The sequence below is a fragment of the Pseudarthrobacter sp. BRE9 genome, assembly GCF_031844305.1.
Taxonomy (GTDB): domain Bacteria; phylum Actinomycetota; class Actinomycetes; order Actinomycetales; family Micrococcaceae; genus Arthrobacter.
This window is the reverse complement of the sequence record NZ_JAUZUY010000002.1, coordinates 495,719-521,425: the sequence shown is the minus strand read 5'-3', so window position 1 is coordinate 521,425 and position 25,707 is coordinate 495,719. Positions and strand designations below refer to the sequence as shown.

Here is a 25,707-nt window from a genome sequence, read left to right as displayed (position 1 = left end):
CTGCCGCAGCGTTGCTCCATCAGGCGCCGCGCCGGGAAATGAGAACCGGGCCGTGGGCGTGATGCAATACTGCGTGGGCGGTTGAACCGATGGTCTCCCGGAGGATCCCGCGGCCCTGCGAACCCACCACCACTAGCCGGGCTTCCCGTGCGGCTTTCAGGATGGCGTGCGGGACCGAACTGTCCGTGAGTACCCGGCCGTCAACGGCGATACCGGGCGCCATGGCCCGCGCACGGTCCAAGGCGGACTCAAGTACTTCCCGGGCATCAGCCGCGGCGTCCTGCCTCTTCGGCTGGTGGTACCCAGGCGGCTGGTGGCGGACGTGGAGCACCTCGAGCGGTGCGTGCCATGCCGAAGCCATGGCACAGGCGTCTTCCAGCGCCGCGGGAGAACCTGATGCATCCACGGCGGCGACGACGGGTCCGCCGGGATGGGTGTCCTGGCGGATCACGGCTACGGGGCAGGCAGCAGTGGCCGCCAGTTCCAGGCTCACGGATCCCACGAGAAGGCCAAGGAAGCCGCCCAGTCCGCGGCTGCCGACGACCAGTAACTTTTCACCGGCGGAGAATTCGGCCAGAACCTGCGCGGGCAGTCCGTGGAGCAGGGTGCGGCGGATTTCAAGCCCCGGTACTTCCGCTGCCGCATGCGAGACGCCCTCCTCCAGGACGGACTCGGCGGACTGTTCCAGGCCACTGCCAGACACCCCAGGGACAGGACCCAGGTGCCTTGTCAGCAACTGCCACATTGAACAATGCACCACATGGAGCGGGCAATTGGTGGCCCGGGCATGGCGCGCCGCCCAACGGACGGCCGCCGCTGCCTGGTCCGAGCCGTCATAGCCGGCCACGATGGACTCCGGATCACGCGTCACGTGACTGGGCTCATCATCAACAGCCGCTTTCCTGGCTGGGTGTTCCCTGCGCCTGCGGGCTTATGCGGCGCCCAAGGAGTTGAGCCTCCGGATACCGTCCCGGGGTTTCCGGCACGGCTGCGGCGGGGAAGGAAGCATCCGGCCTGTTGGCGTCGGTGCCACGTCCCGGATCAAGCCGGTCCCCGCGCATTCCCTTACCTCTTTTATCGCAGCAGCCGCCGCCTGTTTGTCGTTGAACTGCCCGGAAACCGCCAGTACGTGCCCGTCCGGCATCACGAGCCGGAACCGGATCCGTGAATCTTCATCGACAAACAGTTCGAACGTACCTGCCATAAGCCTTGCTCTCCTCTACCGTCCGGCCGTCATGGATTCGGCTGCATGCCGGCCCGCGGCGGCCACAGCGAACCCGGATGCACAACCTCGTTGTTGTGCTTCCGGCCCAGACCACCATCTCAGAGGACACGCCCGTCTTTTAGGGACCAAAGTCCCTGACCAGCCCGCAGGATGCCCAGCGGACGAAAAAAAGTAAACGCGGCCGCAGGAAAGTGCCTGACTCCCCAAAGCGGCCGCTCCCTGGAGGAGCCGTGCGCCGGCGTCGTAGCCTAAGGGTCCTCAGCCCGCGGTCATTCGTTGTGCTGCTGCTTGTGCAGGCGGGTGATCACGGTGGGGCACGGCGGCTGGGTCAGCACCGCGTGTGCCGTGGACCCCAGGACAAGCCTTTCGAAACCACCCTTTCCCCGGCTGCCAAGGACCAGCAGCCGTGCGCCGGCTGCGTCACGGATCAGGGCGTCCGCCGGCTCCAGGACGGTTTCCATCACAGTGTTGACCACTAGGTCCGGGTAGTCCTGCCGGAGACCCGCCTCGGTTTCGGACAGCACGATCTGCTCCTCCTCCACCACGTGGGTTGCAAAGCTGCTCTGCGGCAGGCCAGCCGCGATCCAGCGGCTTGGGCCGGTGAAAGCGTAAAGAACCGTCAGTTCCTCTCCCAGCGCGTCTGCTTCAGCGGCGGCAAAGGCCACTGCCTGTGTCGATTCCCGGGATCCATCCACGCCCACCACGATGCCACGGCCCCGCTCCTGGCCGTCCCCAACGACGGCCACCGGGCACTCGGCCGTGGCAGCTGCTTGGAGGGCCCGGTCGGTCAGGGCACCGTGCGCGTGGCCGCTGCTGCCCAGGACAAGCATGGAGGCATTCCTGGAATAGTCACCCAGCGCCGCCCCCACACCTCCTTCGAGCAGCTGGAGGGTCACCTGCAGTCCGGGTTCGGCGGCAATGGCCTTTTCGCCGGCTTCCTTCAACAGGGCCAGCCCCGATTCACGGAGGATCTCCAGGTAGGGAAGAACTTCGGCCGCCATCCAGCGATCGTCCAAGACGTTCACGACGGCGAGCGGACAGTTGAGCCTGTTGGCCCGGGCTGCAGCCCACGAGAGGGCGGCGTTGGACGCCGAAGTAGCCGTGATGCCGACGGCGATTGGTTTGGCAGCTGCCACGGGGGCCATCCTTTGGGGTTGCGTGCGAAGGGGTTTTGGACGGATTGCCGTGCGGCGTTTTTCGTGGGGCTCAGTCTGCGGCGGTCTCTCTGGCCGGCCACCAATGGGTTGGTGCCGCGATCACGAACTTCCGGCCGCTGATCTCCTGTGGTGTGATCCGCAGCAGGACGTTCTTCCGGCCCGGCTGCCAGGGGGACAGGCCTGCCTCCATCGCATCCTGTGTTTCCTCTTCATCGGACACCACCACCGCATACCCTTTGAGGATGACGCTCCAGGCGATAGTGCCGTACTGGTTCATTCCGTCCACCTCAACGGCAAGCGGCTTTCGGTCCGCCAGGGAGGCGAGCTTTGTGCCTTCGCCGGTACGGATGAGCAAGGTGCCGTTGCTGGGTACGAAATTCACGGGGTAGTTTTCCACGGCGTCCCCCTCACTGAACGCAATCCGGCAGATGGACGTGGACCGAAGGTACTTCCAGCAATCGTGGACGCCGAGTTCTTTGATTTCCGGTTCTGCCGCTGCTGTGTTCATGGGCGTAGCCTAGGGCCGCGAAATTGCCGGCCGGTAGGGAAGAAGGTCCCGCGGGCTGTTGACGAGGCCTTTTACAATGATCCCAGGACATGTCTTCATGCTCATGTGAAGGCGGACTTGTGGGCGGGGGCAGGCTTTTCCCTCCCGGACACATGGATCGCGACAGGGACCCGCAGCGCCGCAGGCCCTTGCCGCAGGAGGTGGAACGTGAGCACTGAGGAGCCCTGGCGACCGCCGTTGAGGGACAGCGTTGAAGATTTGGTGCCGGACTCTGCCGGCCGGGGCCACGAGCTGCTGGATAGCCAGGAGCGCATCAACGCCCTGCTGGCCGCAGTGGTGGCCCTCGCCGAGGACCTGAGCCTGGAGGCCGTGCTCGACCGCCTTGTCCGGTCAGCCTGCGCTGTGGTCGGTGCGGGATACGGCGCTTTGGGCGTCATCGGTGAGGACCGCACCCTGAGCCACTTCATCACGGTGGGCATTGATGAAGAAGGGATCCGTTCCATTGGCGACCTGCCTAGAGGGCACGGTGTCCTTGGCCCGCTTATCCGCGAGCCAAGGCCCTTGCGGCTCCATGACCTTGGCAAGCATCCCATTGCGTCCGGTTTCCCTCCCAACCACCCACCCATGAAGACCTTCCTGGGCGTGCCCGTCCGTGTGCGCGACGAAGTGTTCGGAAACCTCTACCTGACGGAAAAGCAGGGTGGAGAGGATTTCACCAGCGACGATGAGGATCTTGCTGTTGCCCTGGCGGCGGCGGCCGGCGTCGCCATCCAGAATGCCCGCCTCTTTGAACAGAGCAACCGCAGGCAGAAATGGCTTGAGGCAGGCATGGAGCTGAGCAGCCGGTTGATCATGGCGCCGCATCCGGGGGACGCGGACATCCTCGACATTGTTGCCGACACGGCCCTGAAGGTATCGGACTCCGCGCTCGCAGTGGTGGCTGTGCCGGCCGGTGACGGTACCCTTCGATGCCGTTCATGCCTTGGTGTGCAAGGCCTTCAGGCGGGCCAGGAGTTGATGCCCTCACCGGCGGTATCCGGCGTTATTGACGACGGCGGGTCTTTCGTTGCAAAGGACCCGCGGCAGGTGTTCGACGACGACGACGTGGCAGGGAAGCTTGGCTCCATACTTGTCTGTTCGCTGGGGCACGCCGGCAGCGACAACGGCGTCCTCCTGCTGGCACGCGCCCACGGAACGGCGGTCTTCACCCAGGCCGAGGCAGAGACCAGCGCCATCTTTGGAAGCAGGATCGGCCTGGCCCTTGACCTGGCGCGCGTGAACGCCCTGCGCGAACAGAACCTCCTCATCAGTGACCGGGAACGGATTGCCCGGGACCTGCATGACCTGGTGATCCAGCGCCTGTTCGCTGCCGGCCTGAGCATCCAGAGCCTGCGCCGCTACACAACCCACCCTGTGGCGCATGAACGTATCGCCGCTGTGACCACTGAACTCGATGACACCATCCGCAAGCTGCGCGATACGATCTACTCCCTTCGTACCGCCGACGAGGAACGGGAACCACTGACGGGCCGGATCCTGCGCGTGGTCCGGGAAAACTCGCGCAGCTACGCCGTAACTCCCAAAGTTTCCCTGAACGGAGCAGTGGACTCGATCCGGGAAGACGTGGCGGTCCATCTTTTGTCTGTCCTGTCGGAGGGGCTCAGCAATGCGCTGCGGCATGCCGGAGCAGCGGAAATCGAGATCCAGGTTGACGTGCTCCGGGACCAGGTCCAGCTTCTCATCAGCGATAATGGCCGGGGTTTCACCGAGCCCGCCCAGGTCAGCGGCCTGGCGAACATGCGGCATCGGGCTGCGTTACTCAAGGGCGCCTGCATCATCGACAGTGTGCCGGGCACGGGCACGTCGGTGACGTGGTCCGCCCAGCTGGCCTGAGCTGCCCGCCTGACCTTTTTGTCAGGCAGTGTCTGTCGAGCTTTTGGTGACGAAGACGGCCGCCTGCGTCCGGCGTTCGAAGCCCAGCTTCGCCAGGATGGACGACACGTAGTTTTTCACGGTCTTCTCGGCCAGGAACAGCTCATCGCCGATCTGCCGGTTGGTCAGCCCCTGCCCAATCAGCGCAAGAACCTTTTTCTCCTGCGCGCTCAGGCCCTCCAACCGGGGATCGGTGGGGACCGTGGACAGGCCTGTGATGATCTGCTGCTCAACCCCCGGTTCAAACAGGGATTCGCCGGCAGCGGCTTTGCGGATCCCGGCCAGGAGGTCATCGCTCCTGATCTGTTTCAGGATGTATCCGGACGCGCCGGCCAGGACTGCACCGCGGAGGGCCTGTTCGTCGTCGTAACTGGTGAGGATCAGGCAGCGGAGGCGGGGATCGAGGGAACGCACGTCCCGGCAAACCTCGATTCCCGTACCATCGGGGAGCCTTCCGTCGAGGATGGCAATGTCGGGGTGCAGCGCCGGAATACGACGGGTGGCCTCGGCTGCGGACCCGCTTTCGCCCACCACGAGGAACCCTTCACCCTCCAGCAGGTCCTTCAGTCCCTGCCGGACAAGTTCATGGTCGTCAAGGATGAACACGCGGACCTGCCCGGTTGATCCTGCCGCTACATCAGACCCAGCTTCATGCATATGCACAGAACGCTCCCAAATCTCCAGGACCAAATCCCGCCTGTGCGGGGCGGCCCCCGGGGAGGGCCTGATCCCATTGTTGCCCAGCGGGAGTGAAGCTGGAAGGGACCTGCGTGCGCTGGTGCATGGCAGGGCGGCGACCGGAGTGTCTTTGCACTGTTCTTCCCGTAATGACCTTCGGCCCTAGGGCCTTGACAGACAGAAGGCGCGTTACCAGCATCGGTTGTCGCAATTATTCGTTGTTGCCTTCCATCTGGGTGACCTCCCGGTCCCTCGTCCCGGACGACCAACGGAAGTCCTTGACGGCCCAGTATCCCGCACCGATCATGATGGCAAACCCCGCGATACCCAACCAGGGGACCCGTCCTACCAAGCCAAGGACCAGGACGCAGACGCCTGCCGCTACGAGGAGCAGTCCGCGCCTGAACCGGTTCCGAAGGCACAGCACGAAGGCATCCCGGCCAAGCAGGGCCGCGAAACCGGGGTCTTCCGCTGCCAGGCCATGGCCGATAGATTCGAGTTGGCGTTTTTCAAATTCAGAGAGCGGCACAGCTGCACCCACTGTCCTTTGCCTGCGGGAGCCGGAACTCAGGTACCCGGGCGGCCGCGCAGGACAGCCAGCCTGTTCTGGTATTCCGCGACGTCAATCCCGCTGCGCGCGAAACGTTCGGCCAGCACGTCCTCTGCCGTTCGAGGCGATGGGGGCTGGGTTGCACCCGGGGAGGGCGCCCGCAGGGAACGGGCCAGCAGGCCGATGCCGGCGTTGCTTGCTCCCCAGGCCACCACCATGATGATGCTCACCAGGACGTAGCCCCACAGGCCCATGCCGTCATTCCAGCCGTACACTTCACGACCTCCGCCTAGCGGAGGCGGACGCCATCCGTCCGCCTTCCCTTCCAGTATTGGATGCGGCCGGTGCCGCCGGCAGAGCCATTAGTCCTGTCCCGCGACGGGCAGCAGGGAATTCGCAGGGCTCCCGCCGCGCCGGGCTTCCGGCACTGGCGGGCATTGGATCGCTGGAAGTGCCACCGCCCGGGCTGTGGGCCTGGCCGTCTTCATGCCCGCTGCCCAGCCGTTGTGGCAGCCGGACCAAGCCTAAACGCCGCGGCGCGCTTCACTGTCCCGGCAGGGCATCGAGGGTGGTGAAGCCATACCCAGCGGCAGTGATGCGGTCAATAACGTGGGGGAGGGCGTCGGCGTCGAGGGTGGTCCCGTCGTCGGGATTGGACCCGACGTGCATGAGGACGATTTCACCGGGCTGCAGCCCTGCCTGGACACGGCCGGCCACCACCTGGAGGCTTGCACCTCCACTCGTGCCCTTCCAGCCCAGGGTGTCCACGGTCCACCTGACCGCCACGTAGCCCAGCGAGTTGACCGCCGCGATGGTCCGTGCGTCGCGTTCGCCGTAGGGGAAGCGGAACAGCGGCCTGGGATCGGCGCCGGCTGCGAGGATGGCCTGCTCGGCACCGCGCACCTGTTGGGCGATCTGGTCGCTGCCCAGCCCGGTGAAGCCCGGATGGGTCATGGAATGGTTGGCCACCCGGTGCCCGGCTGCCGCGATCTGTGCCACGGCCTGCGGGTTGTTCACGGCCCAGTTGCCGGTCAGGAAAAAGGTCCCGATAACCCCCTTGCCAGCAAGAGTGGACAGGATACTGGGCAGTCCTGCAGCATTGGCACCGGCATCGAAGGTGAGGGCAGCCACACGGCCCGCCCCGGGGATGACGGTTAGGTCCTGGCCTCGAAGGGACTCCGGAAACGGTGCCGGCTGCGGGGGACCGCCCGGCTCCTCCGGAGCGGTTGGCCCGGCAGGCGCGTCCGTGGGCCTCGGCCCGGGAACCGGAGGCACAACAATAGGCGGCTCCACCAGTATCTGGCCCGCTTCCGGCGTCTCCGTTTCCTGTGGTCCCTGCGGCCCGGAGGGGGAAACGCCTGGCACCGCAGGGCTGGACTGGCTGGGCAGGCTGGACTGGTTGGGCAGGCTGGACTGGCTGGGAAGTTCGGAGGGCGAAGCTGGTGCTGCGGACGGCGGACGGCCCGTGAGCGCCGGCAGCAACAGGGCCAGGGCGATGGCGAGGACTACCAGGGCGGCGGCGAGCGCTATGGCGGGCATCCGCCGTCGTGCTTCACTTGGCGGCAACACCATCACCCGCCTAGGACAGTATCTTTTCCCCCGGCCGCGTCACGTTCAGGAACCCTTGGGCGCGTGTGCCGCGCCTTCGGGCGTGTGGACCACCAGGACAGGGCAGTGGGCATGGGCCACGATGGCGGAACTGACCGAGCCCAGGAGCAGCCCGCCGAACCCGCCGTGTCCGCGGCGCCCCACCACGATCATGTCGGCCTCGCGGCTGGCGTCGATCAGCGCTTCCCGGGGATGGCCCCGGACAAGGGTTGAGGTGACGTTGGCCGGCATGTCGGCACCGAAAACCTGTTCCATTGCCTCGTCAAGAATCCTCCTGGCGCCCTCCTCGAAGCCCTCAATGCCCATCATGACGTAGCCGGAATATACCTGCGGGTACTCCCAGCAGGCGATGCCCTGGACCTTGGCGCCGAGGGGGGTGGCAAGCCGTTGGGCCTGGCGGAGTGCCTCCAGGGACGCCTCCGACCCATCGACGCCTACCACAATCCTGGCTATTGGTGCCCCGGCAATGTTCATGTCTTGCCCCCTCGTCGGACCCCCGCTGTCACGCCCATCATGACCTCAGCGGTGCGGCGGGGCTAGGGCCGAAGGTCATGGCGCACCGGTGGGCCGTACTCCGGCCGGCAGCGTCCCTTCTCCCGGCCACTCAGGTTCGGTGGCGCCCTGGTCCAGCCGGAATGGCGGATATTCGTCCCGCATCAACGCGGTGTATGCCAGGACCCGGTAAACCCAGCGATCGACACCGAGGATGAGGTCAAACAGCGGCCGCTGGTAACGGCCGGTGAACAGCAGGATCACTGCCGCGATCAGGACCAGCAGCCCCAGCAGGGACGGGCCAGCGCCCTGTCCATAAGTTGTCCCAATGAAGTTGTCGTCTGCGCGCCACCGCCACGCCGTGTTGGTCAACGCGGCCACCACGAGCAGGTGCGGGATCGACAGGAGCCACCATTTCACCAGGACCAGCCCGCGGGACAGCCGTTCGGGGTAGTCCACCTCGAAGTCAGCGGGGTAATTGGTGCGCTTGAGCGTGAACGGCGGGTAGAGGTCCGTGCCGACGGCGGCGTAGGCGTAAAAGGCGACCCGCCAGTTCCACCGCATAACGCCCACATTGAAGTCAAACAGCGCCCGGGGGTACCGGCCGGTGAACAGGATGGCGAAGCCGGCCACGATGGTGGTGATGACGAACGCAAACCAGAGGAAGAAGAGAAGGACGAAATGCGGTATGGCCAGGAACCACTTAACCAGCCACATCCACCGCGACAGTCCTGGATCTATGTCACCGAAAAGCCGTGCGGGGTAGCCGCGGCGGTCTTCGGGTGCCGTGGTGAGCGGCTGCGGAGGCGGTGCAGGCACCTGGCCGCCCGGCACTTGGCCTGCCCCGGCCATCCCAGCCCCGGCCATCCCTGCTCCGGCCATCCCCGGCCCGGCGGATGCCGGCCCCCCGGATGCCGGCCCGGTGTGCCGCCCCAATCCCATGGCGCCAAAGATAATGAGGGGAATACCGATCACCAGGGCGATGAGCCCGCCCACCAGCAGGCCCGTGGCTGCCGGCCGGATCAAGTCGGAGCGGAAGCCGGCCTGCGCCTGGACATCGACGCCGGAGGAGGCATCGGCATTCATCACCACCACTTCCCATGTGCCGGGGGTGATGTTCCAGGTGAGCTCCTGCTCTCCCGCGCCTGAAACGGAGGTGGTCCAAAAACGCTGGCCCGCCGGCGGCGCTGCAGGACTTCCGCCCGGTACGTCGCGGTATTCGGCGCGGAAGGGCCGCTGGCGGATGTTCAGCAGCTCTGAGCGGTGGACGCCTGACAGATACTGTTCGACGTCGGCCTGCGGGCCGATGCCGATGAACACCGGTTTGTCGGGGCTCACGGAATTTACCCGCAGGCGCAAGGTGCCGACGTCGAAGGGAAGCCTGCCGGGAACATCCTCGCCAATGGCATCAGCCCGCGGAGAGGTGAGGGCAAAGGAATTGACGGAAAAACGGGATGTGCCGGAGGTCAGGAAGCCGTCCCCCTGGATTGATCCCACCGCCGACGCTACGGCTCCGCCCGCCAGCGCAGCCAGGCCCGGAAGGGTGATCAGGATCCCGAGGACCAGCATGATGATGGCGGCGGGCTTCTTCATGGCGGGGAACCTATCGCTGTAGCGGGATACGGGGAATGGAAGAAGGGACCGGCAGGCCATCCCGGCCTAAATGGTGCAGTGTGCGGCGTCAGTCCGCGTCGTCTTGAACCGGTCCTCCTGCTTACCAAGACTGGCCCCGCCGCCACCGGCGCTCTAGGGCCAAAAGTCACGCAAGCGCTGTTCAGGGGACCTGCAGCGGCGCGAAAATGTGTTGACGGTTCACAGGCAATACAGTTCCTCAGTATGCTTACTATTGTCCGCCGAGATTAAAGAGAAAGGCATCATCATGACTGAGCAGAACCTCCCTGACGATGAGCTGGAAGTTGTGCAGGACGACGACGTACTTCTCGACGAAACTCCCGGCGCGGCGTCATCCCTGGAGCTCGACCCCGTCATGGGGGAACCGGACAGCTACCCGGGGGCTGCCGAGAACAATCCGGACCGCTGGCAGGAGGACCCGCTGCTGCAGGACGAGGCAGTCTCAGGCGAAGAGCAGGACTTCCTGAGCGACCAGACCCTGCGGGACGAAAGCGCGCAGGCGCGGTACCGCGCCGGCGATGAACAGGTGCCGCCGGACACCCCCACCCTGGGCGAAGCAGCAGCCGACGTCGACTTTGGCGAAGCCCCCACCGGCCTGGAAGCAGACGCCAGTGACGACGAGGAGAACTTCGGCGGCTCACCTCTCAGCGAGTTTGAGCCTGACGACCTGGACCGCTAGCAGGCCCGGCGGCCGGACCCGCCGGGCCCTGATGACAGGGGAGGAGTTTCATGCAATCCAAGGAACTGCTGCTGGAGGCCTTTGGTCGCCTCCCCGGCCTGGTTGCGCAGGTACTGGACGGGCTGGATGAGGGGCAGTTGCAGCGCCGTCCCGGCGGTCGCGGCAATTCCATCGCCTGGCTGGTGTGGCACATGGGCCGGGCGGAGGACGCCCAGGTTGCCCCCGCTGCCGGATTGGAACAGATCTGGACGGTGGAGGGATTCGTCTCCCGTTTTGGGCTCCCGCTGGCGGACAGTGATACCGGCTACGGCCACTCAAGCAAGCAGGTGGACGCCGTCCGCGCGTCCCCGGAACTCCTGCGGCAGTACTACGAAGCCGTCCACCGGCAGACGGCGAGAGTCCTGGAAGGTCTCGGGGATCCCGACCTGGACCGGGTGGTCGACAGGCGCTGGGATCCGCCCGTCACCCTCGGCGTGCGGCTGGTCAGCATCCTGGGGGACTGCCTCCAGCATGTGGGCCAGGCCGCTTACGCCAAGGGGCTACCGACAGCGCCGGCAGGCACCAACGGTGCGTGAACTCGTGGTGCTGGGCACCGCGTCCCAGGTTCCCACCCGGACCCGGAACCACAACGGCTACTTCCTCCGCTGGGATGGCGAAGGGCTCCTTTTCGATCCCGGCGAGGGCACGCAGCGCCAAATGATCCATGCCGGAGTCGCAGCCAGCCGCATCACCAGGATCTGCCTCACGCATCTGCACGGGGACCACTGCTTTGGCCTGCCCGGAGTCCTCTCGCGGATGGTCCTTGACGGGGTGGAGCACCCGGTCCACCTGCATTATCCAGCATCCGGTGACCAGGTGGTCCGGGCTCTGCTAAGTGTCAGCCCGCCCGGCATTGACCTCAGGCTCCACCCACATGCCGGCTCCGGATCCGTAGCCGAAGGACTGGAGATCCGGCCGCTGAAGCACCGCGTCGAGACGTACGGCTACCTGCTCACGGAGCCCGACAGCCGGACCTTCCTGCCGGAGCGGCTGCGGGCAGCGGGCATCGAAGGGCCTGACATCGGCCGGCTGCAGCGCGAAGGGGCCCTCGGGGCAGCCAGGCTCGAGGAGATGAGCATTTCCCAGCCGGGCCAGCGGTTTGCCTTCATCATGGACACCGCACCGTGCCCCGGTGCCGAAGAGCTCGCAGACGGGACTGACCTGCTGGTCACCGAGTCAACGTTCAGTGACGACGACGCCGGGCTGGCGCGGCAATACCTGCACCTGACCGCGGGGCAGGCCGGTGAGCTGGCGGCGTCCGGGAGATCCCGGATGCTGGTGCTCACCCACTTCTCCGCCAGGTACGGCGACGACGTTTCCCACCTCGCGGAGCAGGCGCAGGCCCGGGCTCCGGAAACCACGGTCATCGCCGCTAAGGACCTGCAGCGCGTTGCCGTTCCACGTCGGCGGCAACCGGAGCGGGAAGTATCAGGCGAAACTACGGCGATAGGGTTGAACCATGACGGCAGCAGCTGAATCGACAGTCACCTTTGACGGGCGCTTCGCCCGGGAACTGGCGGAACTTGCCGTTCCCTGGCAGGCCGAGGAAGCACCTTGCCCCGAGCTCCTGGTCCTGAACGACAAGCTGGCGCAAGGCCTGGGCCTCGATCCGCAGTACCTCCGCAGTCCCGAAGGGGTGCGGCTCCTGGTCGGCAACCACGTCCCCGCTGCGGCCACGCCGGTGGCACAGGCATATGCAGGCCATCAGTTCGGCGGCTACTCGCCCCTGCTTGGTGACGGGCGCGCCCTGCTGCTGGGTGAGGTCACGGACCAAAGCGGCCGGCTCCTGGACATCCATCTCAAAGGCTCGGGGCGCACGCCTTTCGCCCGCGCCGGGGACGGCCGTGCCGTCGTCGGCCCCATGCTCCGTGAGTACGTGGTCAGTGAGGCCATGCACGCCCTGCACATTCCCACCACCCGTTCGCTCGCCGTCGTGGCAACTGGACGGCAGGTCCGGCGCGATACCATGCTGCCCGGTGCCGTCCTGGCGCGGGTGGCAAGCAGCCACCTGCGCGTCGGCAGCTTTCAATACGCCCGGGCTACCGAAAACCTGGACCTCCTGAAGCGGCTGGCGGACCATGCCATCAGCAGGCACTACCCGCAGGCTGCCGACGCCCCCAACCCCTACCTGGCGTTGTTCGGATGCGTCGTCTCGGCCCAGGCGGAGCTGGTGGCCCGGTGGATGCTGGTGGGATTTGTGCACGGGGTCATGAATACGGACAACATGACGATTTCAGGGGAAACCATCGACTACGGCCCGTGCGCGTTCATGGACGCGTTCAATCCCGCCGCCGTCTACAGTTCCATCGACGTCAGTGGACGCTACGCCTACGCCAACCAGCCGGTACTTGCCGAATGGAATCTTGCCCGGCTCGCCGAGGCGATGCTGCCGCTCATCGACGAGGACCAGGAGAAGGCGGTTGCCCCCGCAGTGGAGGTGCTCGGCGGCTACCGCGGACAGTACAGCAAGGCGTGGTCCAGCGGCATGAAACGCAAGCTGGGCCTGGCAGGCGACGGGGACAGCGACGACGCCTCAGCCGTGGTGGACGACGTCATCGCCATCCTGAAGGACGGCCCGGTGGATTACACCCTGTTCTTCCGGAACCTTGGCAAGGCCGCGCGGGGCGACCTCCGGCCCGTGCGGGGCATGGTCCTTGACCTGGCCGCATTCGACGCCTGGGCAGAGCGCTGGCAGGCCCTGAAACCCGACGCGGAACTGATGGACAGCGTGAACCCTGTCTATATCCCCCGGAACCACCTGGTGGAGGAGGCGCTGTCCGCTGCCACCGAAGGAAACCTGGCACCCCTGCAGCAGCTGCTCGAGGCCGTCGGCAGGCCCTTTGCCGAGCGGCCGGGGCTGGAACGCTACGCGGAAGGTGCCCCTGACGATTTCGGCAACTACATGACCTTCTGCGGGACCTGACGGTCCGCAAGGGCCGATGGGAAAACGACAGGAGGGCGGCGGCCGGGGGAGTACCCGGCTGCCGCCCTCCTGGTTGAAACCAGCTTCGGTATTTCGAAGCGCCGCGAAGACTAGGCTACGCGGACTGCCGAGTAGCCGCCGAGCCAGCTGATGGAGTGGACTTCGGTGCTGTAGCCGTTGACGCCGCCGCTCACAACCTGGCCGTCGCCGGCGTAAACGCCCACGTGGCCGGAGGTGATGATCAGGTCGCCGGGGGCGGGAGCGCCGACAACGCTTCCGTACTGGAAGAACTGGGTGGGGGCCAGATCGCCGACGGACTTGCCGACGGAGCGCAGGGCCTTCTCCACCATTGCGGTGCAGTCCTGGTTCACGCCGACCTGGCTGTAGGCGGAGGCCAGGATCGCAGCGCCGGTTCCCGTGCCGGTGGAGGCCACCGGGGTGGCGGAGGCGTAGGACATGTTCATGCCGGTGTTTGCCGGTGCGGTTGCGGCTGCCGGCTGGACCGGAGCTGCTGCGGCGGGGGCCGGAGCCGGTGCTGCGGTGTAGCCCGCGCCGGGGATCTGGATCTGGTCACCGGGGTAGATGACCGAAGAGAGTCCCAGTCCGTTGGCGGACAGGACGTCGTTGAGGCTGACGCCGTAGGCGGCCGCGATGGCCCCAATGGTGTCGCCGGAAACCACGGTGTGGACGGTTCCTGCTGCCGCGGCGGGGGCTGCTGCCGGGGCTGCAGGTGCCGAGTATGCCTGGACGCTGGTGTTCTCAGTGGTGTCCGGACCGGTGACACCTGCATGGGCCGGGGCTCCGACGCCGAATGCAATGCCGGACGCTGCAGCAACTGCGAGCGCCGGACGGCCCAGCGAGCGGGCCTGGGTCTTGGCGGTTACGGCGAGGCCCTCGAGCACAATGGAGCGGGCCGGAGTCGCGCGGTGACGGGCAGTAGTGGAAATTTTTGACACGGTTGATCGCCTCTCCCATGCCTGCGGGGTGAGCTGTCGGGTTCGGGTTGGAGATACCCGGCCGTTAGCGGACTCCGCGGGCGGAGCGCTAACGACTTAACCCCAAGGCCACAAGTGGCCGTGGAAACTTGGTTCCCCCGTCCCTGCCAACAGGAAAGCGATTGAATCCCATGATCAGCGGCAGGGCTCGGCATGCTGACGGGAATGTCCCGTCTGAGAGGGACACCAGAAGACCATAACCCGCGCTAACCCTGATTGTCACATTTGGATAACATACGAGGTTTCCCTCTCAATTCCGCAAACGTCTTGATGTACACCGGATTGCGGGAGCGACCTCGGCTGATGCCGATTCCTGGGAGTCTGGGTCAAAAACGGTAACAATCCGGCGACGGAGGCTTGCAATTGCCTTCCAATCACCACGTTGGATCCCGGGATTATACCCCTGTTCGTGACCAACCCAGGCATGCCCGCACATGCCCGTGTCCCTGAGCCGGTACGGGGTAACGCGCTAGGCTTTCCCCATGCCAGATTTCGAACGGTTCCGTACGCTGCTCGAAGAGGAGCGGGCGCGGCGGGGGGCGCTGCTGCCGGCGCTGCGGGCGGACATCGACGCCGCGAATTCGGCCCGCCAGGACTCCAACGTGGACGACGAACACGATCCGGAGGGCGCCACGATCGCCTTCGAACTCTCGCAGGCATCGGCGCTCCTGAAACAAAGCTCGGCCGGACTGGACCAGATTGAAGCGGCCCTGGCACGGCTGGCCGCGGGAACCTATGGAATCTGCGCCATCTGCGGGCAACCCATTGCTGAAGGCAGGCTGGAAGCGCGGCCATGGACCCCGTTTTGCATCCAACACGCTTCTTCGGGGCGCGGACGGTGACGGGCACGACGGACGTGGTGTCGGCTGCGGCGGATTTCGTTGACCGGACACTGCAGAATGAGGGTGCCTGGTACCGGGCGGACGACGTCGGAAGCCGGCTGGGCGGCGTGCTGGCCTCCTATGGGTCCTCTGTCGGGGCCGTCCGCGGAACCGTCCGCGACGCCCTGCGCAAGTTCAAGGACCTCGACCACGACGGAACCGTGATGCTGGCCTCCGCCCTCTGGGGACAGCCAAGGCCCGGCTCCCGCCCGGTTTTCGAGCGGCGGCTTGCCGCCGTGGTGCTGCTGCAGTCAAAGGTGCGGCTGCTGAACCATTCGGACCTGACCCGCCTGGAAGGCTTCCTCCGGTCAGCCCAGGCAGCGGACCTCACGGAGCCTCTGCTCTCCGATGTCCTGGTGCCGCTGCTGGCAGGTCTGGGGGAGCGCGAACGGCAGCGGGCCGGCGTTGTGCTGGAACGGTGGCGGGAGGACGGGGACCCGCAGCTGCGGGCAGCCGCCGCTGCCCTGGCGAAAGAATTGACCCCGTAAATTGATCCCTGAACGGGCCAAACAAGGAGATCCACATGAATGAGCCGTTTGACCTTGAGCGTTTTGTTGCCGCCCAAAACACTGGCGGGACTTATGAGCAGGCGTTGGGGGAACTGCGGGTCGGCAGGAAGTCCGGGCACTGGATGTGGTTCATCTTCCCGCAGGTTGCCGGGCTGGGGCAGAGTGCCATGTCGCGCAAATACGCCATCTCCTCACTGGCTGAAGCCCGGGCCTACCTGGACCACGAGGTACTGGGCCCGCGGCTGCTGGAGTGCGCCCTGGTCCTGGCGAACCACGCCGACCAGTCGGCCGAGGACATTTTCGGCGGCATCGATGCCAGGAAACTCCGCTCCTCGATGACACTGTTTCTCCGGGCGGCGCCCGGAGAAACAGTGTTCAAGACCGTCCTGGCCCAGTTCTTCAACGGTGAACCGGACCCTGCCACCGATGAGCTTCTGGCGGACCGGGACGCGGCCGGCTGACCGGCGGCCGGAGCTGCCGGACACCCATGCTGCCGCGTTGGGACAGCGGCGGCGGCTGCTAGGGCGTGGGGCTGCCGCCGTTGACGTTCAATGTTTCGCCTACCACATAGCTGGATTCCGGGGACGCCAGGAAGACGTAGGCGGGGGCCAGCTCGGCGGGCTGGCCGGCGCGGCCCAGCGGCGTGGACTGGCCGAACTCGGGCAGCTGCTCCTTGGGCTGGCCGCTGCTGACCTGCAGGGGAGTCCAGATGGGGCCGGGAGCCACTGCATTCACCCGGATGCCCTTGGGTGCCAGCTGCTGGGCCAGGCCTTTGGTGAAGTTGTTGATGCTTGCCTTTGTCGTGGCGTAGTCCACCAGGGTGGGGGACGGGTTGTACGCCTGGATGGATGTGGTGTTGATGATGGTTGAGCCGGCGGGCATATGCGGCACGGCGGCCTTTGTCACCCAGAACATGGCGTAGACGTTGGTCTTCAGGGTGTGGTCGAACTGCTCGTCGGTAATGTCCTGCAGGTCCTCCTGGGCCACCTGTTTCCCTGCGTTGTTGACCAGGATGTCCACTCCGCCCAGCACGGCCAGCGCCGTGTCCACGAGGTCCCGGCACGCCGCGGAGTCCTTGAGGTCACCCGGCACCTTGACGGCCTTGCGGCCGGCCGCTTCGATGATCCCCGCGATGCGCGAGGCGTCCTCCTCTTCCTGCGGCAGATAGGACAGCACGACGTCGGCGCCTTCCCTCGCGAAGGCGATCGCCGTCGCGGCCCCGATGCCGGAGTCCGCGCCGGTCACGATGGCCCGGCGGCCTTCCAGGCGGCCGGTGCCCCGGTAGGTTTCTTCGCCCAGGTCGGCCTTGGGCTCCAGTTCAGCATCAAGCCCCGGCTCGGGCTGGTGCTGCTTCGGCGGGGAGATCTTTTCGTAGGCGGTCACGGGATTGCGGAAGGTGTACTGGTCAGTCATGGTGGTCCTCCTCTTCGTACGGACACGGGCTGGTTCGTCGCCCCGGATGCTGAAGCAGCCTGCGGTTGCACCGGCGCGGGAGCCAAAAGCTAAGCATGCTTACGGTTCCTAGCCTAGGCAAAGACTCCGTGTCCTGCCAAGGGTCCTGGCGCGTCAGGCGCGGTGGACTTCCACCAGCCGGACCTGCGCCAACTGCCCGGCATCGACCGTGGCTTCCATGAAGGTGCACGCAGGCTGGCGGCGGCGGTCCGTGGGCGACCCGGGGTTCAGCAGCCGCAGCCCGTTCGGGGACACGGTGTCCCACGGAATATGGCTGTGGCCGAACACCAGGACATCGGCGTCGGGGTAGAGCGCCTCGCACCGCAGTTCGCGGCCCTTGGCTGGTCCGGTCTCATGGACCATCGCAAACCGAACACCGCCGAGCGTGGCGGTGACAGTTTCGGGCAGGCGCCGGCGCAGTTCCGGACCATCATTGTTGCCGTGAACGCCCAGCAGCCGCTTGCTGCGGCGTTCAAATTCGTCCAGCAGTGCCGCCTCCACCCAGTCGCCTGCGTGGAACACCACATCGGCATTTTCGACGGCGTCCCAGACCTGCCCTGGCAGGTCCCGGGCGCGTTTGGGCACGTGGGTGTCGGCAATCAGGACCAGGTTCAACGCCATACCGGAATCCTGCCATGGTGCCCTGTTCGCCTGCGGCCATGAGTCGTAATCTGGGGGCTGGGAGGTGATTGCCATGGAGGCAGCCCAAGGCGACCGCATCGTGGTGCACGGAAGGACCGTCGGGTCCTCGGACCGGCACGGGGTGATTCTGGAAGTACGTGGCGACGGCGGCAGCCCACCGTACGTTGTCCGCTTCGACGACGGGCACGAAACGGTCATGTACCCCGGCGGCGATTTCGCCGTCGACCACGGAAACAAGACCTGACGGCCCGGCGGGACTTTGCCGGTCCTCCGGCCTGCCCGCGCTTCACCTGCCCGCGCTTCACCTGTCAGACTGGAGCAATGGATTTCATTCCGTCCGCCAGTACGTCCTCCACTCCGCCGCCGCGCACCGGTCCCCGGGACCCGGGCGACGCCTGGGTGGAAGGGGAACACGGCCGGTACTGGGGAAGGTTCGGCGCGGCCGGCGTCCTGGCCTACGACCCCGCCAAGGGGGTGCTGCTGCAGCACCGCGCCGTGTGGAGCCACAACGGCGGAACCTGGGGCCTTCCCGGCGGGGCGCTGCATGAGGGCGAGGAGCCGGTGGACGGTGCCCTCCGCGAAGCCTACGAGGAGGCTGCCGTCCCGCCCGGGAGCGTGGAAGTGCTGTTCACCTCCGTGCTGGACCACGGCTACTGGTCCTACACCACCGTAGTCGTGCGGGTGCGGGAATCCTTCGAGCCCGTCATCAGCGACCCTGAAAGCATCGCGCTGCTCTGGATTCCGGTGGCCGAGGTGGACTCCCTGGAACTGCACCCCGGATTCGGCGCGTCCTGGCCGGACCTGCTGGCGCGGCTGGATATCGACGAATCCTGGTAGACCGGCAGCCTTGTTCGAGGAAGCGGCCGCTTTGCTGGCCAGTGCGCTCGAACCCCCGTTCGTGTCGGGGGGACGAAATTAGGTACACACTACGGGTGCTTCCGGCTTGTGCAGGCCGTATGCTCCAAGCTACGGCGAAGTTGAGGCTGCTGAATTGCTGGGCAGGTGACCGCAAAACGACACCGTAATAGCTCTGACGTGTCGCATTTTTTTGGGGCCATGCCCCTGTGGCTGAACATAATCCGTGCAACGAAGCAAGGTTGGTGAGCCAGTTGTCTATTCCCCTCCTGTCACCGGGTGCCACTACAAGACCAGGCGTCCTGGTACACGGGCAGCGTGAGGACCAAGATGCCGCGCTCCGCCGCCGGTAGTCCCTTTGCCCGGCTCCGGGGCAGCCGGCCTCAGGATGGCCGGGATGTTCCGGCCGCGCCGCAAGCAGGCGGGACCATCGTCGGCGTGGTCGATGCCCCCAGCCGCCGCAACAAGGGACGCGTGAGGCCCCGCGAGGTGGGGTTTGCATTGGCAGGCGCCGTATCGCTGGTGCTCGCCGCAGGGGCGGCCTCCACCGTGGCCGTCCCGGTCAACAGCGATCTCGGCCTCGTCGCCGTACTGCCCTACCCGTACTGGATAGGGCTCGTGCTTCTTAATATCACCTTCGTCGTGGCGCTCCGGGGGGACGCCGGGGGCCGGACGAGCCGCGCAGTCATGCTGTGGCTCCTCGCGGTGCTCGTGGTGGAGCTGTTTGGGACCGCAGCGTTTGTCACCGACATACCCCGGGGCGAAGTAGCGTTCCGGCACCTGGGAATCGCCGATGCAATGTCGAGCACACAGGTGGTAGATCCGGACATTGACGCGTACTTCAACTGGCCGGGCTTTTTTGCCCTCCTGGCCACGGTAATCAAGGCAACCGGCCTCGAACCGGTGAGCATAGCACTGTGGGCTCCGGTGCTTAACGTAGGGTTGTGGCTCGCCGCTCTCGGGGTGCTGACGCGATCCTTTACGGCTGATCCGCGGCGGCGCTGGCTTGTGCTCTGGCTTTTCTGCCTCGGTAACTGGCAGGACCAGGACTATCTGTCTCCCCAGGCCTTCGCGTTCTTCCTGTACCTCGTTGTGATCGCCCTGCTCGTCGGCCCGTTGGCTGCGCACCCCGGTACCTTCCGCGGCTTCCGGCGCGCCGATCTCGTGGCTTGGTGGCGGGGACGGTCGCCCTTGGAGCAGCGGCCACGGCTTCGGGTGAGCGCGTTCGTGGTTGCCCTCCTGCTTGTCACAGTCATCTGCGCAAGCCATCAACTGACGCCGTTCATGATGCTCATTGCCATGACTGTTCTCAGCCTGAGCGGGCGTGTCTGGGCCAGCCGGCTGCCCCTGATCACCGCGGTGGTGCTTGCGCTCTGGCTTGTTTACCCGGCAAGTGCATATCTCATTGGACACCCGCCCCTCGAGGACGCAGGATTCCAGGGTGCGCTTGCGGCCAATGTCGTTGACCGCGTGACTGGGACCCCTGGCCACTCGCTGGTGGTGAAGGTCCGAATGATCCTGACCCTCGTGCTGTGGGCCCTGGCCGCGGCAGGGGCGGTGCGCGACTGGCGCAGGAAGCGCCTCGACATCCGTGTGATCCTCCTTGCAGTCAGCCCGCTGTTGCTCTTCCCAATGCAGTCTTACGGCGGAGAAATGCTCATCCGCGTCTCATTGTTCGCGCTGCCCTTCGTTGCCCTGCAGGCGTCCTCGCTCCTGCTGACAAAGGACAGCAGCACGCGCCTTCCGTTCCTGGCCGTGGTGGGCCTCGTGCCCACGTTCCTGCTGCTGTCCCTGCTGATCGAAACCAGCAAGTTCGGGAACACAAAATTCGACATATTCACCGACAGTGAAACGGCCGCCGTCGCCGAAGTCGAGCGTCTGGCACCCCACGGGGCGGCAATCATTTCCGCTGCCCACCCCACACCGTGGCGAAGCGACGCCTACCTGGAACACCGCTACCGGACCATGGACGAGTTGTGCCGACGGGACTTGTCGGCAGCGACCTGCGGGCCGGTCTTCTACAACTACGGCCGGCACAACCCCGCCGGTGCCTTCGTGCTGCTCATGCGATCAACAGAGGCAAGTCTTGAGCTCCAAGGCCAGAGCACCGAACGCAACTCCACGGAACTGGAAGACTGGCTAAAGGCCCAAGCGGGCGTCGAGCTGGTATTCAGCAACACCGACGCCCGCATCTACCGGCTGCCTTCGGGCTAGTAGCCTTCGCCGTACTCAGCGGTCACCAGGATGGGGAGGTGGTCCGAGTTTCCGCGCGGCAGCGTTTCCACGCTTGCGATGTCCAGGCCCAGGGACGTGGCAAAGTCGAAATGGCCCTTGAACACCTTGTACCGGGTGTACGTGCGCCTGTTGCTCAGCGAGAGGGCGTACCCCGAGTTCTTCATGTGCATATCCAGGTTCTTGGTGAAGAACGGGTAGTTGAAGTCGCCCACCATCAGCGTCATCAGGCCCTTGCCCATGCTCAGCAGTTCGGCGTGCGCTGCATGGATCTGCTTCCTGCGCAGCGAGTTCGATGCGGTCAGCGGGGCAGCGTGGAACGATCCGATCACCAGTTCATGCTGGGTTTCGTTGTCCATGACCCGGGTTCCGATGAGCCGCTCATGGGCCGGGGCCAGGACCCGGTCGTGCATCGATTTCTTCAAGGCAAAGGATTGCGTATCCAGTGCCGTGAACCGGCTGGTGCGGTAATAGATGGCCAGCCCCAGCCGGTTGCCCTTGGTGACATCGGCCAAATGCAGGGGCCCAAGGGTCTCCGGAAGGTCGCTGGAATCCACTTCCTGGAGGCACAGCGCATCGATGTCATGGTTCCGTGCCAGGGCGAGAAGCTCGCCGCTGGCCTTGTGCTTGCGGAGGTTGTAGCTGATAACGCGCATGGAACCTCTTTTGAGGGTTGCTGACAGGACCAGTTCCTGAGTCTAGTCCGATTGCCCCCCGCGCCCTCCAACATTTCGTTGCCGGCCGCAGCGCGTCCTCCGCGGGCAGGGGGATAGAGTTAGTGCCAATTCACTGAATTTCCGTAAGGGGCCAGCCTTGACCGCAGACCTGCCCGAGCTCGCACGGGGCAACTACTACTACCAGGAACTCGGCGGCGGCCGGTTCCGGTCCACCATCCACGCCCAGGGCGCCTGGAACGCCCACGAACAGCACATGGCTCCCGCCTCGGGGCTCATGGCAGATGTCCTGGAACGGCACCAGCCGCGGGAGGACATGCGGATGGCCCGGCTCAGCTTCGAAATCCTTGGACTGATCCCTGGCGGTGAGTTCCGCATCGACACCACCACGCTCCGGCCCGGCAGGACCATCGAGCTGGTGCAGGCCGAGCTGGTGGCCGGGGACCGGACCGCGATCCGTGCCACCGGGTGGCGCATGCAGACCAGTGACACCACGGAGGTGGCCGCCGTCGAGGACGCGGCGATACCCGGCCCTGACGAATGCAAGCCGTATGACGGCTCCGCCGTCTGGCCCGGCGGCTACATCCGGTCCCTGGAAATGAGGGTTGCCGAAGGGCACCGGCCCGGGGCAGGAAAAGTGTGGCTCCGCACCGACCACCCCCTGACCGACCGGGCGGACAGCGGGGACTTCGCGCGGCTCATGGGGCTCGTGGACACCGCCAACGGCATCGCCGCCCGCGTGCCGCCAGGCAAGGAAAGCTACGCGTTCCCCAACCTGGACCTGCAGATCCACATGTACCGAAGGCCGGAGGGGGAGTGGCTGGGACTGGACAACGCGGTGTCGTTCGGCCGCGACGGGATCGGCCTCACGTCCACGGTGCTGCACGACCGGCAGGGCCCGTTCGGCCGGGCTGAGCAGATCCTGACCCTGCGCAGGTCCTGACACTGCAGATCCTGAAGCTGCGCAGATCCTGAAGCTGCGCAGATCCTGACTTGGCCGCTGGTCCGGCCCGGGCAGTCAGAGCCTGGTCCCGTACCTGGTCAGGACCACACCGGCGGGAAACGTCCGGGTCTCCACCAGGCTCAGGTTCACCCAGTGGTCCAGGGCCGTGAAGAACGGCGTCCCGCCGCCCACCAGGACCGGATGGGTAACGATCAAGTACTCGTCGATCAGCCCGGCCCGCATGGCCGCCGCTGCGAGTGTGGCACCGCCGATGTCCATGGGGCCGCCGTCGTCGGCCTTGAGCCGGGTGATCTCGGTGACCGCGTCGCCGGTGACCAGGCGGGTGTTCCAGTCGACTGTGCGGATCGTTGAGGAGAACACCACTTTGGGCATGTCCCGCCAGCGGCGGGCGTACTCGATCTGGGCGGGTGTGGCGCCGGGCTGCTGGTCGGCCGTCGGCCAGTGGGGGCTCATCGTCTCCCACAGTTTCCGGCCGTACAGCGCCAGGTCCGTCGCCCCCACCCGGTCGGACCACCATTGGAACAGCTCGTCGCTCGGTACGCTCCAGCCGAGGTCGTCGCCGGGAGCGGCGATGTAGCCGTCCAGGCTCACGTTCATGCCGAAGGCCAGGGTACGCATGGCGTCAGTCTCCCGTGAGCCGGCATTCGTTGTACAGACCAGCACGGTCTTCTTCCTTCTGCAGTCACTTCTGGAAATGGCAGCCCCCGGCCTGTCCCGTCGCCGCCGCCTATGGTGCGTGGCCTATATCGCTGAGTATCGTTGTATATCGTTCGCGATCGACAAAGGAGTTCATCATGCGTGCTTCACACCCTGCGGGGGGATTCGGCGGGAACAACCTGGACGGCATGTGGCAGGCCGTCGACGAGCTGCGCTCGCGGTTCGAAAAGCGGACTGGAACCCGTGCCGGGAAAGGCGAGGTGCGGGCAGCGGTGCTGGCCCTCCTTGCGGAACGGCCGATGCATGGCTACCAGATCATCCGGGAGATCGAGGAGCGCAGCGGCGGCAGCTGGAAGCCGAGCGCGGGTTCCGTCTATCCGACGCTGCAGCTGTTGGCCGATGAAGGATCCATCAGCGCCGAGGAATCCAACGGGCGGAAAATCCATTCTTTGACTGAAGCGGGCCGCCAGGAGGTGGCGGCCCAGCAGGGGCCCGCGCCATGGGATCCCGCAGCCACCGTGGGTGGCGGCGGAATTGTTTCGCTGCCCAAGGCCGGGATCGAACTGGCCCAGGCTGCTGCGCAGGTAGGCCGGACCGGTTCACCGGAACAGGTGAAGCAGGCAGTGGCGGTCCTGGACGAGGCCCGCCGCCGGCTCTATGCCATCCTCGCCCAGGACTGAACGGGGTGTCATCCATCGTCCACGCCAGGGCTGACCCATCGTCCGCGGTTCGGGAGCACCGCGGACGCTACCGGCGGATTCTGCGTTTCGCCGCTGCGAATCTTGCCGCCACGTGGTGGTTCGAGCTGTTCCTGCCGCGGGTAGGTCTTGGTGGGGTCGCTGCCCGGACGCGTTCCCGGCGGATGCAGCGCTTTGCCCGGCGGTTCCATGACCTGGCCGTGGAACTCGGCGGCCTGATGATCAAGGTGGGCCAGTTCCTGTCCTCCCGGCTCGACGTCCTCCCTCCCGAGATCACCAAAGAGCTCGAAGGGCTGCAGGATGAAGTGCCGCCGGTAGCCTTCCCGGGAATCGCCGCCCTGGCGGCACAGGAACTGGGTGCGCCCCTGCGCCGGGTGTTCGCCTCGGTGGACGAGTCTCCCATTGCGGCCGCCTCACTGGGCCAGGCCCACCGCGCACGCCTGGACCGCCTGGACGCCGGGGACACGGGCCTGGACGCCGTGGTCCTGAAGGTGCAGCGTCCGGGCATCGGTGCCATTGTCGACGTCGACCTGGCCGCGTTGCGGAAGGTGGCCGGCTGGCTCAGCCACGTCCGGCTCGTCTCCCGGCGCGCCGACATGCCCGCCCTGCTGGAGGAATTCGCGCAAATCAGCCTGCAGGAGATTGACTACCTGCACGAGGCAGTCAACGCCGAGCGCTTCGCGGCCGATTTTGCCGGTGATGACCGGGTGGCGGTACCGGAAGTTGTCTGGGAGCGGACAACCCGGCGCGTGCTGACGCTCGAGGATGTCACAGCCATCAAGATCACCGATGCCCGCGCGCTCCAGGCCGCCGGCATCGATCCCGCCGCGGTTGCCCCGGTGTTTGCATCCGTCATGTTCGACCAGCTGTTCACCAACGGCTTCTTCCATGCCGACCCGCACCCGGGGAACATTTTCGTCACCCCCATCCGTGCGGGCGCAGGGGAACTTCCCTGGAAACTGACGTTCATCGACTTCGGCATGATGGGCGAGGTGACTGCCTCCACGCGCAGCGGCCTGCGGAAGCTCCTGATTGCAGCAGCCGCCCGCGACGGCGAGGGACTGGTGGTGGCGATCAACGACGTGGGCGTCCTGATGCCCTCAGCGGACAGCGTAAGCCTGGAGCGCGCCATGACCCAGCTTTTTGCCCGCTTCGGCGGCATGGGCTTTGCCGAGCTCCGCGAAGTTGACCCGCGGGAGTTTCGCGATTTCGCAGTGGAATTCGGTGATGTGGTCCGCTCCCTGCCGTTTCAGCTGCCGGAGAATTTCCTGCTGATCATCCGCGCCATGTCCCTGACGTCCGGGGTGTGCAGCGCACTGGATGAACGCTTCAACCTCTGGGACTCGGTGGAACCCTATGCGGCGCAGTTGCTGCGCAACGAGCGCGGCAATGTGGTGCAGGACGTGGCGCGGCAGGCGGTGGACGCCGCCGGTATTGCCCTCCGCCTGCCCGGCAGGCTGGACGCCCTGGCCGGCCGGCTTGAGGAGGGATCGCTGCAGGTGACCGTTCCGCGGCTGGAACGGCAGGCAGCACGGCTGGAACGGGCAGGTAGGCGCGCAGGTTCCGCCGTGGTATTCGGCGCCCTGCTGGTGGCCGGCGCCATCGTCCGCACCGACGACCTCGTGTTCGGCAACGTGCTGATGGCCGCGTCATCCCTTCCCCTCCTGCACGCCCTGTGGGCGGGGCGCCGGGGGCGTTAAGGCCGCTGCCGCCGTCGGGCGTAAC

Annotated in this window: 29 protein-coding genes and 1 riboswitch; of the genes, 14 read left to right on the top strand and 15 right to left on the bottom strand. The window is 66.2% G+C overall.

All coding sequences use genetic code 11. The features are described from left to right. Positions 1-19 precede the first annotated feature (19 nt). The 4 genes from Q9R31_RS07300 to Q9R31_RS07285 form a co-directional block, all read right to left on the bottom strand. Positions 20-871 (bottom strand): universal stress protein, encoded by an 852-nt coding sequence (locus tag Q9R31_RS07300; protein ID WP_311262059.1) that lies wholly within the window; start codon positions 869-871, stop codon positions 20-22. A 60-nt stretch (positions 872-931) separates the two neighbouring features. Then, positions 932-1,204 carry a YegP family protein gene (locus tag Q9R31_RS07295; protein ID WP_397428213.1) on the bottom strand — a complete coding sequence of 91 codons (273 nt, stop codon included), beginning with the start codon at positions 1,202-1,204 and terminating at the stop codon, positions 932-934. Between the two features lie 290 nt (positions 1,205-1,494). Then, positions 1,495-2,361, bottom strand: a complete 867-nt coding sequence (locus Q9R31_RS07290) for a universal stress protein (protein ID WP_311262058.1) — start codon at positions 2,359-2,361, stop codon at positions 1,495-1,497. Between the two features lie 70 nt (positions 2,362-2,431). Continuing rightward, on the bottom strand, positions 2,432-2,890 hold the full coding sequence (locus tag Q9R31_RS07285; RefSeq protein WP_311262057.1) for a pyridoxamine 5'-phosphate oxidase family protein: 459 nt from the start codon (positions 2,888-2,890) through the stop codon (positions 2,432-2,434). Positions 2,891-3,097: 207 nt separating this feature from the next. Here Q9R31_RS07285 and Q9R31_RS07280 point away from each other — a divergent pair, with 207 nt between their 5' ends. Beyond that, positions 3,098-4,783: a GAF domain-containing protein gene (locus Q9R31_RS07280; protein ID WP_311262056.1), complete on the top strand. Its 1,686-nt coding sequence runs from the start codon at positions 3,098-3,100 to the stop codon at positions 4,781-4,783. Positions 4,784-4,804: 21 nt separating this feature from the next. Here Q9R31_RS07280 and Q9R31_RS07275 read toward each other — a convergent pair whose 3' ends face one another. From Q9R31_RS07275 to Q9R31_RS07250, 6 genes are all read right to left on the bottom strand, one after another. After that, positions 4,805-5,479 carry a response regulator transcription factor gene (locus Q9R31_RS07275; protein WP_311262200.1) on the bottom strand — a complete coding sequence of 225 codons (675 nt, stop codon included), beginning with the start codon at positions 5,477-5,479 and terminating at the stop codon, positions 4,805-4,807. Positions 5,480-5,711: 232 nt separating this feature from the next. Then, on the bottom strand, positions 5,712-6,029 hold the full coding sequence (locus Q9R31_RS07270) for a DUF3040 domain-containing protein (protein WP_311262055.1): 318 nt from the start codon (positions 6,027-6,029) through the stop codon (positions 5,712-5,714). 38 nt (positions 6,030-6,067) lie between these two features. Beyond that, a complete protein-coding gene (locus tag Q9R31_RS07265; protein WP_311262054.1) occupies positions 6,068-6,325 on the bottom strand; it encodes a hypothetical protein in 258 nt (85 codons plus the stop codon). 268 nt (positions 6,326-6,593) lie between these two features. After that, complete coding sequence (locus Q9R31_RS07260; RefSeq protein ID WP_311262053.1) at positions 6,594-7,589, bottom strand: polysaccharide deacetylase family protein; 996 nt, start codon at positions 7,587-7,589, stop codon at positions 6,594-6,596. 75 nt (positions 7,590-7,664) lie between these two features. Next, positions 7,665-8,132 (bottom strand): universal stress protein, encoded by a 468-nt coding sequence (locus Q9R31_RS07255; RefSeq protein WP_311262052.1) that lies wholly within the window; start codon positions 8,130-8,132, stop codon positions 7,665-7,667. 75 nt (positions 8,133-8,207) lie between these two features. Further along, positions 8,208-9,743 (bottom strand): DUF4389 domain-containing protein, encoded by a 1,536-nt coding sequence (locus tag Q9R31_RS07250; RefSeq protein ID WP_311262051.1) that lies wholly within the window; start codon positions 9,741-9,743, stop codon positions 8,208-8,210. Between the two features lie 286 nt (positions 9,744-10,029). Here Q9R31_RS07250 and Q9R31_RS07245 point away from each other — a divergent pair, with 286 nt between their 5' ends. Genes Q9R31_RS07245 through Q9R31_RS07230 form a run of 4 tightly spaced genes read left to right on the top strand, consistent with a single transcriptional unit; the run spans position 10,030 to position 13,423 of the window. Beyond that, the gene (locus Q9R31_RS07245) at positions 10,030-10,461 is read left to right on the top strand and encodes a hypothetical protein (RefSeq protein WP_311262050.1); all 432 of its coding nucleotides are present in this window, start codon (positions 10,030-10,032) and stop codon (positions 10,459-10,461) included. A 50-nt stretch (positions 10,462-10,511) separates the two neighbouring features. Continuing rightward, a complete protein-coding gene (locus Q9R31_RS07240; protein ID WP_311262049.1) occupies positions 10,512-11,036 on the top strand; it encodes a mycothiol transferase in 525 nt (174 codons plus the stop codon). Continuing rightward, positions 11,029-11,976, top strand: a complete 948-nt coding sequence (locus Q9R31_RS07235) for a ribonuclease Z (protein ID WP_311262048.1) — start codon at positions 11,029-11,031, stop codon at positions 11,974-11,976. The genes Q9R31_RS07240 and Q9R31_RS07235 overlap by 8 nt, the downstream gene beginning before the upstream one ends. After that, positions 11,960-13,423, top strand: a complete 1,464-nt coding sequence (locus Q9R31_RS07230) for a protein adenylyltransferase SelO family protein (RefSeq protein WP_311262047.1) — start codon at positions 11,960-11,962, stop codon at positions 13,421-13,423. Before Q9R31_RS07235 ends, Q9R31_RS07230 begins: the two co-directional genes overlap by 17 nt. 110 nt (positions 13,424-13,533) lie before the next feature. On the opposite strand, the gene Q9R31_RS07225 is transcribed toward Q9R31_RS07230, so the two are convergent. Next, positions 13,534-14,379, bottom strand: coding sequence for a LysM peptidoglycan-binding domain-containing protein (locus tag Q9R31_RS07225; RefSeq protein WP_311262046.1), 846 nt, complete (start codon positions 14,377-14,379; stop codon positions 13,534-13,536). A gap of 3 nt (positions 14,380-14,382) precedes the next feature. Continuing rightward, positions 14,383-14,549, bottom strand: a riboswitch (cyclic di-AMP (ydaO/yuaA leader). A 351-nt stretch (positions 14,550-14,900) separates the two neighbouring features. Between Q9R31_RS07225 and Q9R31_RS07220 the strand changes: the two genes are divergently transcribed. From Q9R31_RS07220 to Q9R31_RS07210, 3 genes are read left to right on the top strand one after another with little or no spacing between them, the layout of a single operon-like run. Further along, a complete protein-coding gene (locus tag Q9R31_RS07220; RefSeq protein ID WP_311262045.1) occupies positions 14,901-15,260 on the top strand; it encodes a TraR/DksA C4-type zinc finger protein in 360 nt (119 codons plus the stop codon). Further along, the gene (locus Q9R31_RS07215) at positions 15,224-15,787 is read left to right on the top strand and encodes a DNA alkylation repair protein (RefSeq protein WP_397428212.1); all 564 of its coding nucleotides are present in this window, start codon (positions 15,224-15,226) and stop codon (positions 15,785-15,787) included. The genes Q9R31_RS07220 and Q9R31_RS07215 overlap by 37 nt, the downstream gene beginning before the upstream one ends. Before the next feature lie 35 nt (positions 15,788-15,822). After that, the gene (locus Q9R31_RS07210; RefSeq protein WP_311262044.1) at positions 15,823-16,269 is read left to right on the top strand and encodes a DUF1810 domain-containing protein; all 447 of its coding nucleotides are present in this window, start codon (positions 15,823-15,825) and stop codon (positions 16,267-16,269) included. Between the two features lie 58 nt (positions 16,270-16,327). Here Q9R31_RS07210 and Q9R31_RS07205 read toward each other — a convergent pair whose 3' ends face one another. Together Q9R31_RS07205 and Q9R31_RS07200 are read right to left on the bottom strand one after the other, a co-directional pair. Continuing rightward, positions 16,328-17,221 (bottom strand): glucose 1-dehydrogenase, encoded by an 894-nt coding sequence (locus Q9R31_RS07205; RefSeq protein WP_311262043.1) that lies wholly within the window; start codon positions 17,219-17,221, stop codon positions 16,328-16,330. A 153-nt stretch (positions 17,222-17,374) separates the two neighbouring features. Then, the gene (locus tag Q9R31_RS07200) at positions 17,375-17,881 is read right to left on the bottom strand and encodes a metallophosphoesterase (RefSeq protein ID WP_311262042.1); all 507 of its coding nucleotides are present in this window, start codon (positions 17,879-17,881) and stop codon (positions 17,375-17,377) included. Positions 17,882-17,954: 73 nt separating this feature from the next. Here Q9R31_RS07200 and Q9R31_RS07195 point away from each other — a divergent pair, with 73 nt between their 5' ends. The 3 genes from Q9R31_RS07195 to Q9R31_RS07185 all read left to right on the top strand — a co-directional run bounded on the left by Q9R31_RS07195 (position 17,955) and on the right by Q9R31_RS07185 (position 20,971). After that, on the top strand, positions 17,955-18,146 hold the full coding sequence (locus Q9R31_RS07195; protein ID WP_311262041.1) for a DUF1918 domain-containing protein: 192 nt from the start codon (positions 17,955-17,957) through the stop codon (positions 18,144-18,146). Between the two features lie 77 nt (positions 18,147-18,223). After that, positions 18,224-18,739 (top strand): NUDIX hydrolase, encoded by a 516-nt coding sequence (locus tag Q9R31_RS07190; protein WP_311262040.1) that lies wholly within the window; start codon positions 18,224-18,226, stop codon positions 18,737-18,739. A gap of 336 nt (positions 18,740-19,075) precedes the next feature. Beyond that, entirely contained in the window at positions 19,076-20,971 is a 1,896-nt protein-coding gene (locus Q9R31_RS07185) for a glycosyltransferase (protein WP_311262039.1), read from the top strand. Here Q9R31_RS07185 and Q9R31_RS07180 read toward each other — a convergent pair. After that, a complete protein-coding gene (locus tag Q9R31_RS07180; protein WP_056336513.1) occupies positions 20,968-21,645 on the bottom strand; it encodes an endonuclease/exonuclease/phosphatase family protein in 678 nt (225 codons plus the stop codon). The genes Q9R31_RS07185 and Q9R31_RS07180 overlap by 4 nt on opposite strands. Before the next feature lie 157 nt (positions 21,646-21,802). Here Q9R31_RS07180 and Q9R31_RS07175 point away from each other — a divergent pair, with 157 nt between their 5' ends. After that, on the top strand, positions 21,803-22,606 hold the full coding sequence (locus Q9R31_RS07175) for a thioesterase family protein (protein WP_311262038.1): 804 nt from the start codon (positions 21,803-21,805) through the stop codon (positions 22,604-22,606). 75 nt (positions 22,607-22,681) lie between these two features. Here the strand turns inward: Q9R31_RS07175 and Q9R31_RS07170 are convergent, their stop codons facing one another. Continuing rightward, positions 22,682-23,245 (bottom strand): dihydrofolate reductase family protein, encoded by a 564-nt coding sequence (locus tag Q9R31_RS07170; RefSeq protein WP_311262037.1) that lies wholly within the window; start codon positions 23,243-23,245, stop codon positions 22,682-22,684. Between the two features lie 176 nt (positions 23,246-23,421). On the opposite strand from Q9R31_RS07170, the gene Q9R31_RS07165 reads away from it, so the two are divergent. Then, positions 23,422-23,964: a PadR family transcriptional regulator gene (locus Q9R31_RS07165; RefSeq protein WP_311262036.1), complete on the top strand. Its 543-nt coding sequence runs from the start codon at positions 23,422-23,424 to the stop codon at positions 23,962-23,964. Positions 23,965-23,969: 5 nt separating this feature from the next. Beyond that, entirely contained in the window at positions 23,970-25,682 is a 1,713-nt protein-coding gene (locus tag Q9R31_RS07160; protein ID WP_311262035.1) for an AarF/UbiB family protein, read from the top strand. Positions 25,683-25,707: the final 25 nt, after the last annotated feature.

What these genes read in the sequence shown, in the direction of transcription:
- Q9R31_RS07170 (WP_311262037.1), bottom strand. Translation starts at nt 23,245, where the DNA reads ATGCGTACCCTGGCCTTCGGCATGAACGTGAGCCTGGACGGCTACATC.
- Q9R31_RS07195 (WP_311262041.1), top strand. Translation starts at nt 17,955, where the DNA reads ATGGAGGCAGCCCAAGGCGACCGCATCGTGGTGCACGGAAGGACCGTC.
- Q9R31_RS07210 (WP_311262044.1), top strand. Translation starts at nt 15,823, where the DNA reads ATGAATGAGCCGTTTGACCTTGAGCGTTTTGTTGCCGCCCAAAACACT.
- Q9R31_RS07255 (WP_311262052.1), bottom strand. Translation starts at nt 8,132, where the DNA reads ATGAACATTGCCGGGGCACCAATAGCCAGGATTGTGGTAGGCGTCGAT.
- Q9R31_RS07220 (WP_311262045.1), top strand. Translation starts at nt 14,901, where the DNA reads ATGCCAGATTTCGAACGGTTCCGTACGCTGCTCGAAGAGGAGCGGGCG.
- Q9R31_RS07295 (WP_397428213.1), bottom strand. Translation starts at nt 1,204, where the DNA reads ATGGCAGGTACGTTCGAACTGTTTGTCGATGAAGATTCACGGATCCGG.
- Q9R31_RS07200 (WP_311262042.1), bottom strand. Translation starts at nt 17,881, where the DNA reads ATGGCGTTGAACCTGGTCCTGATTGCCGACACCCACGTGCCCAAACGC.
- Q9R31_RS07245 (WP_311262050.1), top strand. Translation starts at nt 10,030, where the DNA reads ATGACTGAGCAGAACCTCCCTGACGATGAGCTGGAAGTTGTGCAGGAC.
- Q9R31_RS07205 (WP_311262043.1), bottom strand. Translation starts at nt 17,221, where the DNA reads ATGACTGACCAGTACACCTTCCGCAATCCCGTGACCGCCTACGAAAAG.
- Q9R31_RS07260 (WP_311262053.1), bottom strand. Translation starts at nt 7,589, where the DNA reads ATGCCCGCCATAGCGCTCGCCGCCGCCCTGGTAGTCCTCGCCATCGCC.
- Q9R31_RS07165 (WP_311262036.1), top strand. Translation starts at nt 23,422, where the DNA reads ATGCGTGCTTCACACCCTGCGGGGGGATTCGGCGGGAACAACCTGGAC.
- Q9R31_RS07250 (WP_311262051.1), bottom strand. Translation starts at nt 9,743, where the DNA reads ATGAAGAAGCCCGCCGCCATCATCATGCTGGTCCTCGGGATCCTGATC.
- Q9R31_RS07190 (WP_311262040.1), top strand. Translation starts at nt 18,224, where the DNA reads ATGGATTTCATTCCGTCCGCCAGTACGTCCTCCACTCCGCCGCCGCGC.
- Q9R31_RS07285 (WP_311262057.1), bottom strand. Translation starts at nt 2,890, where the DNA reads ATGAACACAGCAGCGGCAGAACCGGAAATCAAAGAACTCGGCGTCCAC.
- Q9R31_RS07240 (WP_311262049.1), top strand. Translation starts at nt 10,512, where the DNA reads ATGCAATCCAAGGAACTGCTGCTGGAGGCCTTTGGTCGCCTCCCCGGC.
- Q9R31_RS07180 (WP_056336513.1), bottom strand. Translation starts at nt 21,645, where the DNA reads ATGCGCGTTATCAGCTACAACCTCCGCAAGCACAAGGCCAGCGGCGAG.
- Q9R31_RS07230 (WP_311262047.1), top strand. Translation starts at nt 11,960, where the DNA reads ATGACGGCAGCAGCTGAATCGACAGTCACCTTTGACGGGCGCTTCGCC.
- Q9R31_RS07275 (WP_311262200.1), bottom strand. Translation starts at nt 5,479, where the DNA reads ATGCATGAAGCTGGGTCTGATGTAGCGGCAGGATCAACCGGGCAGGTC.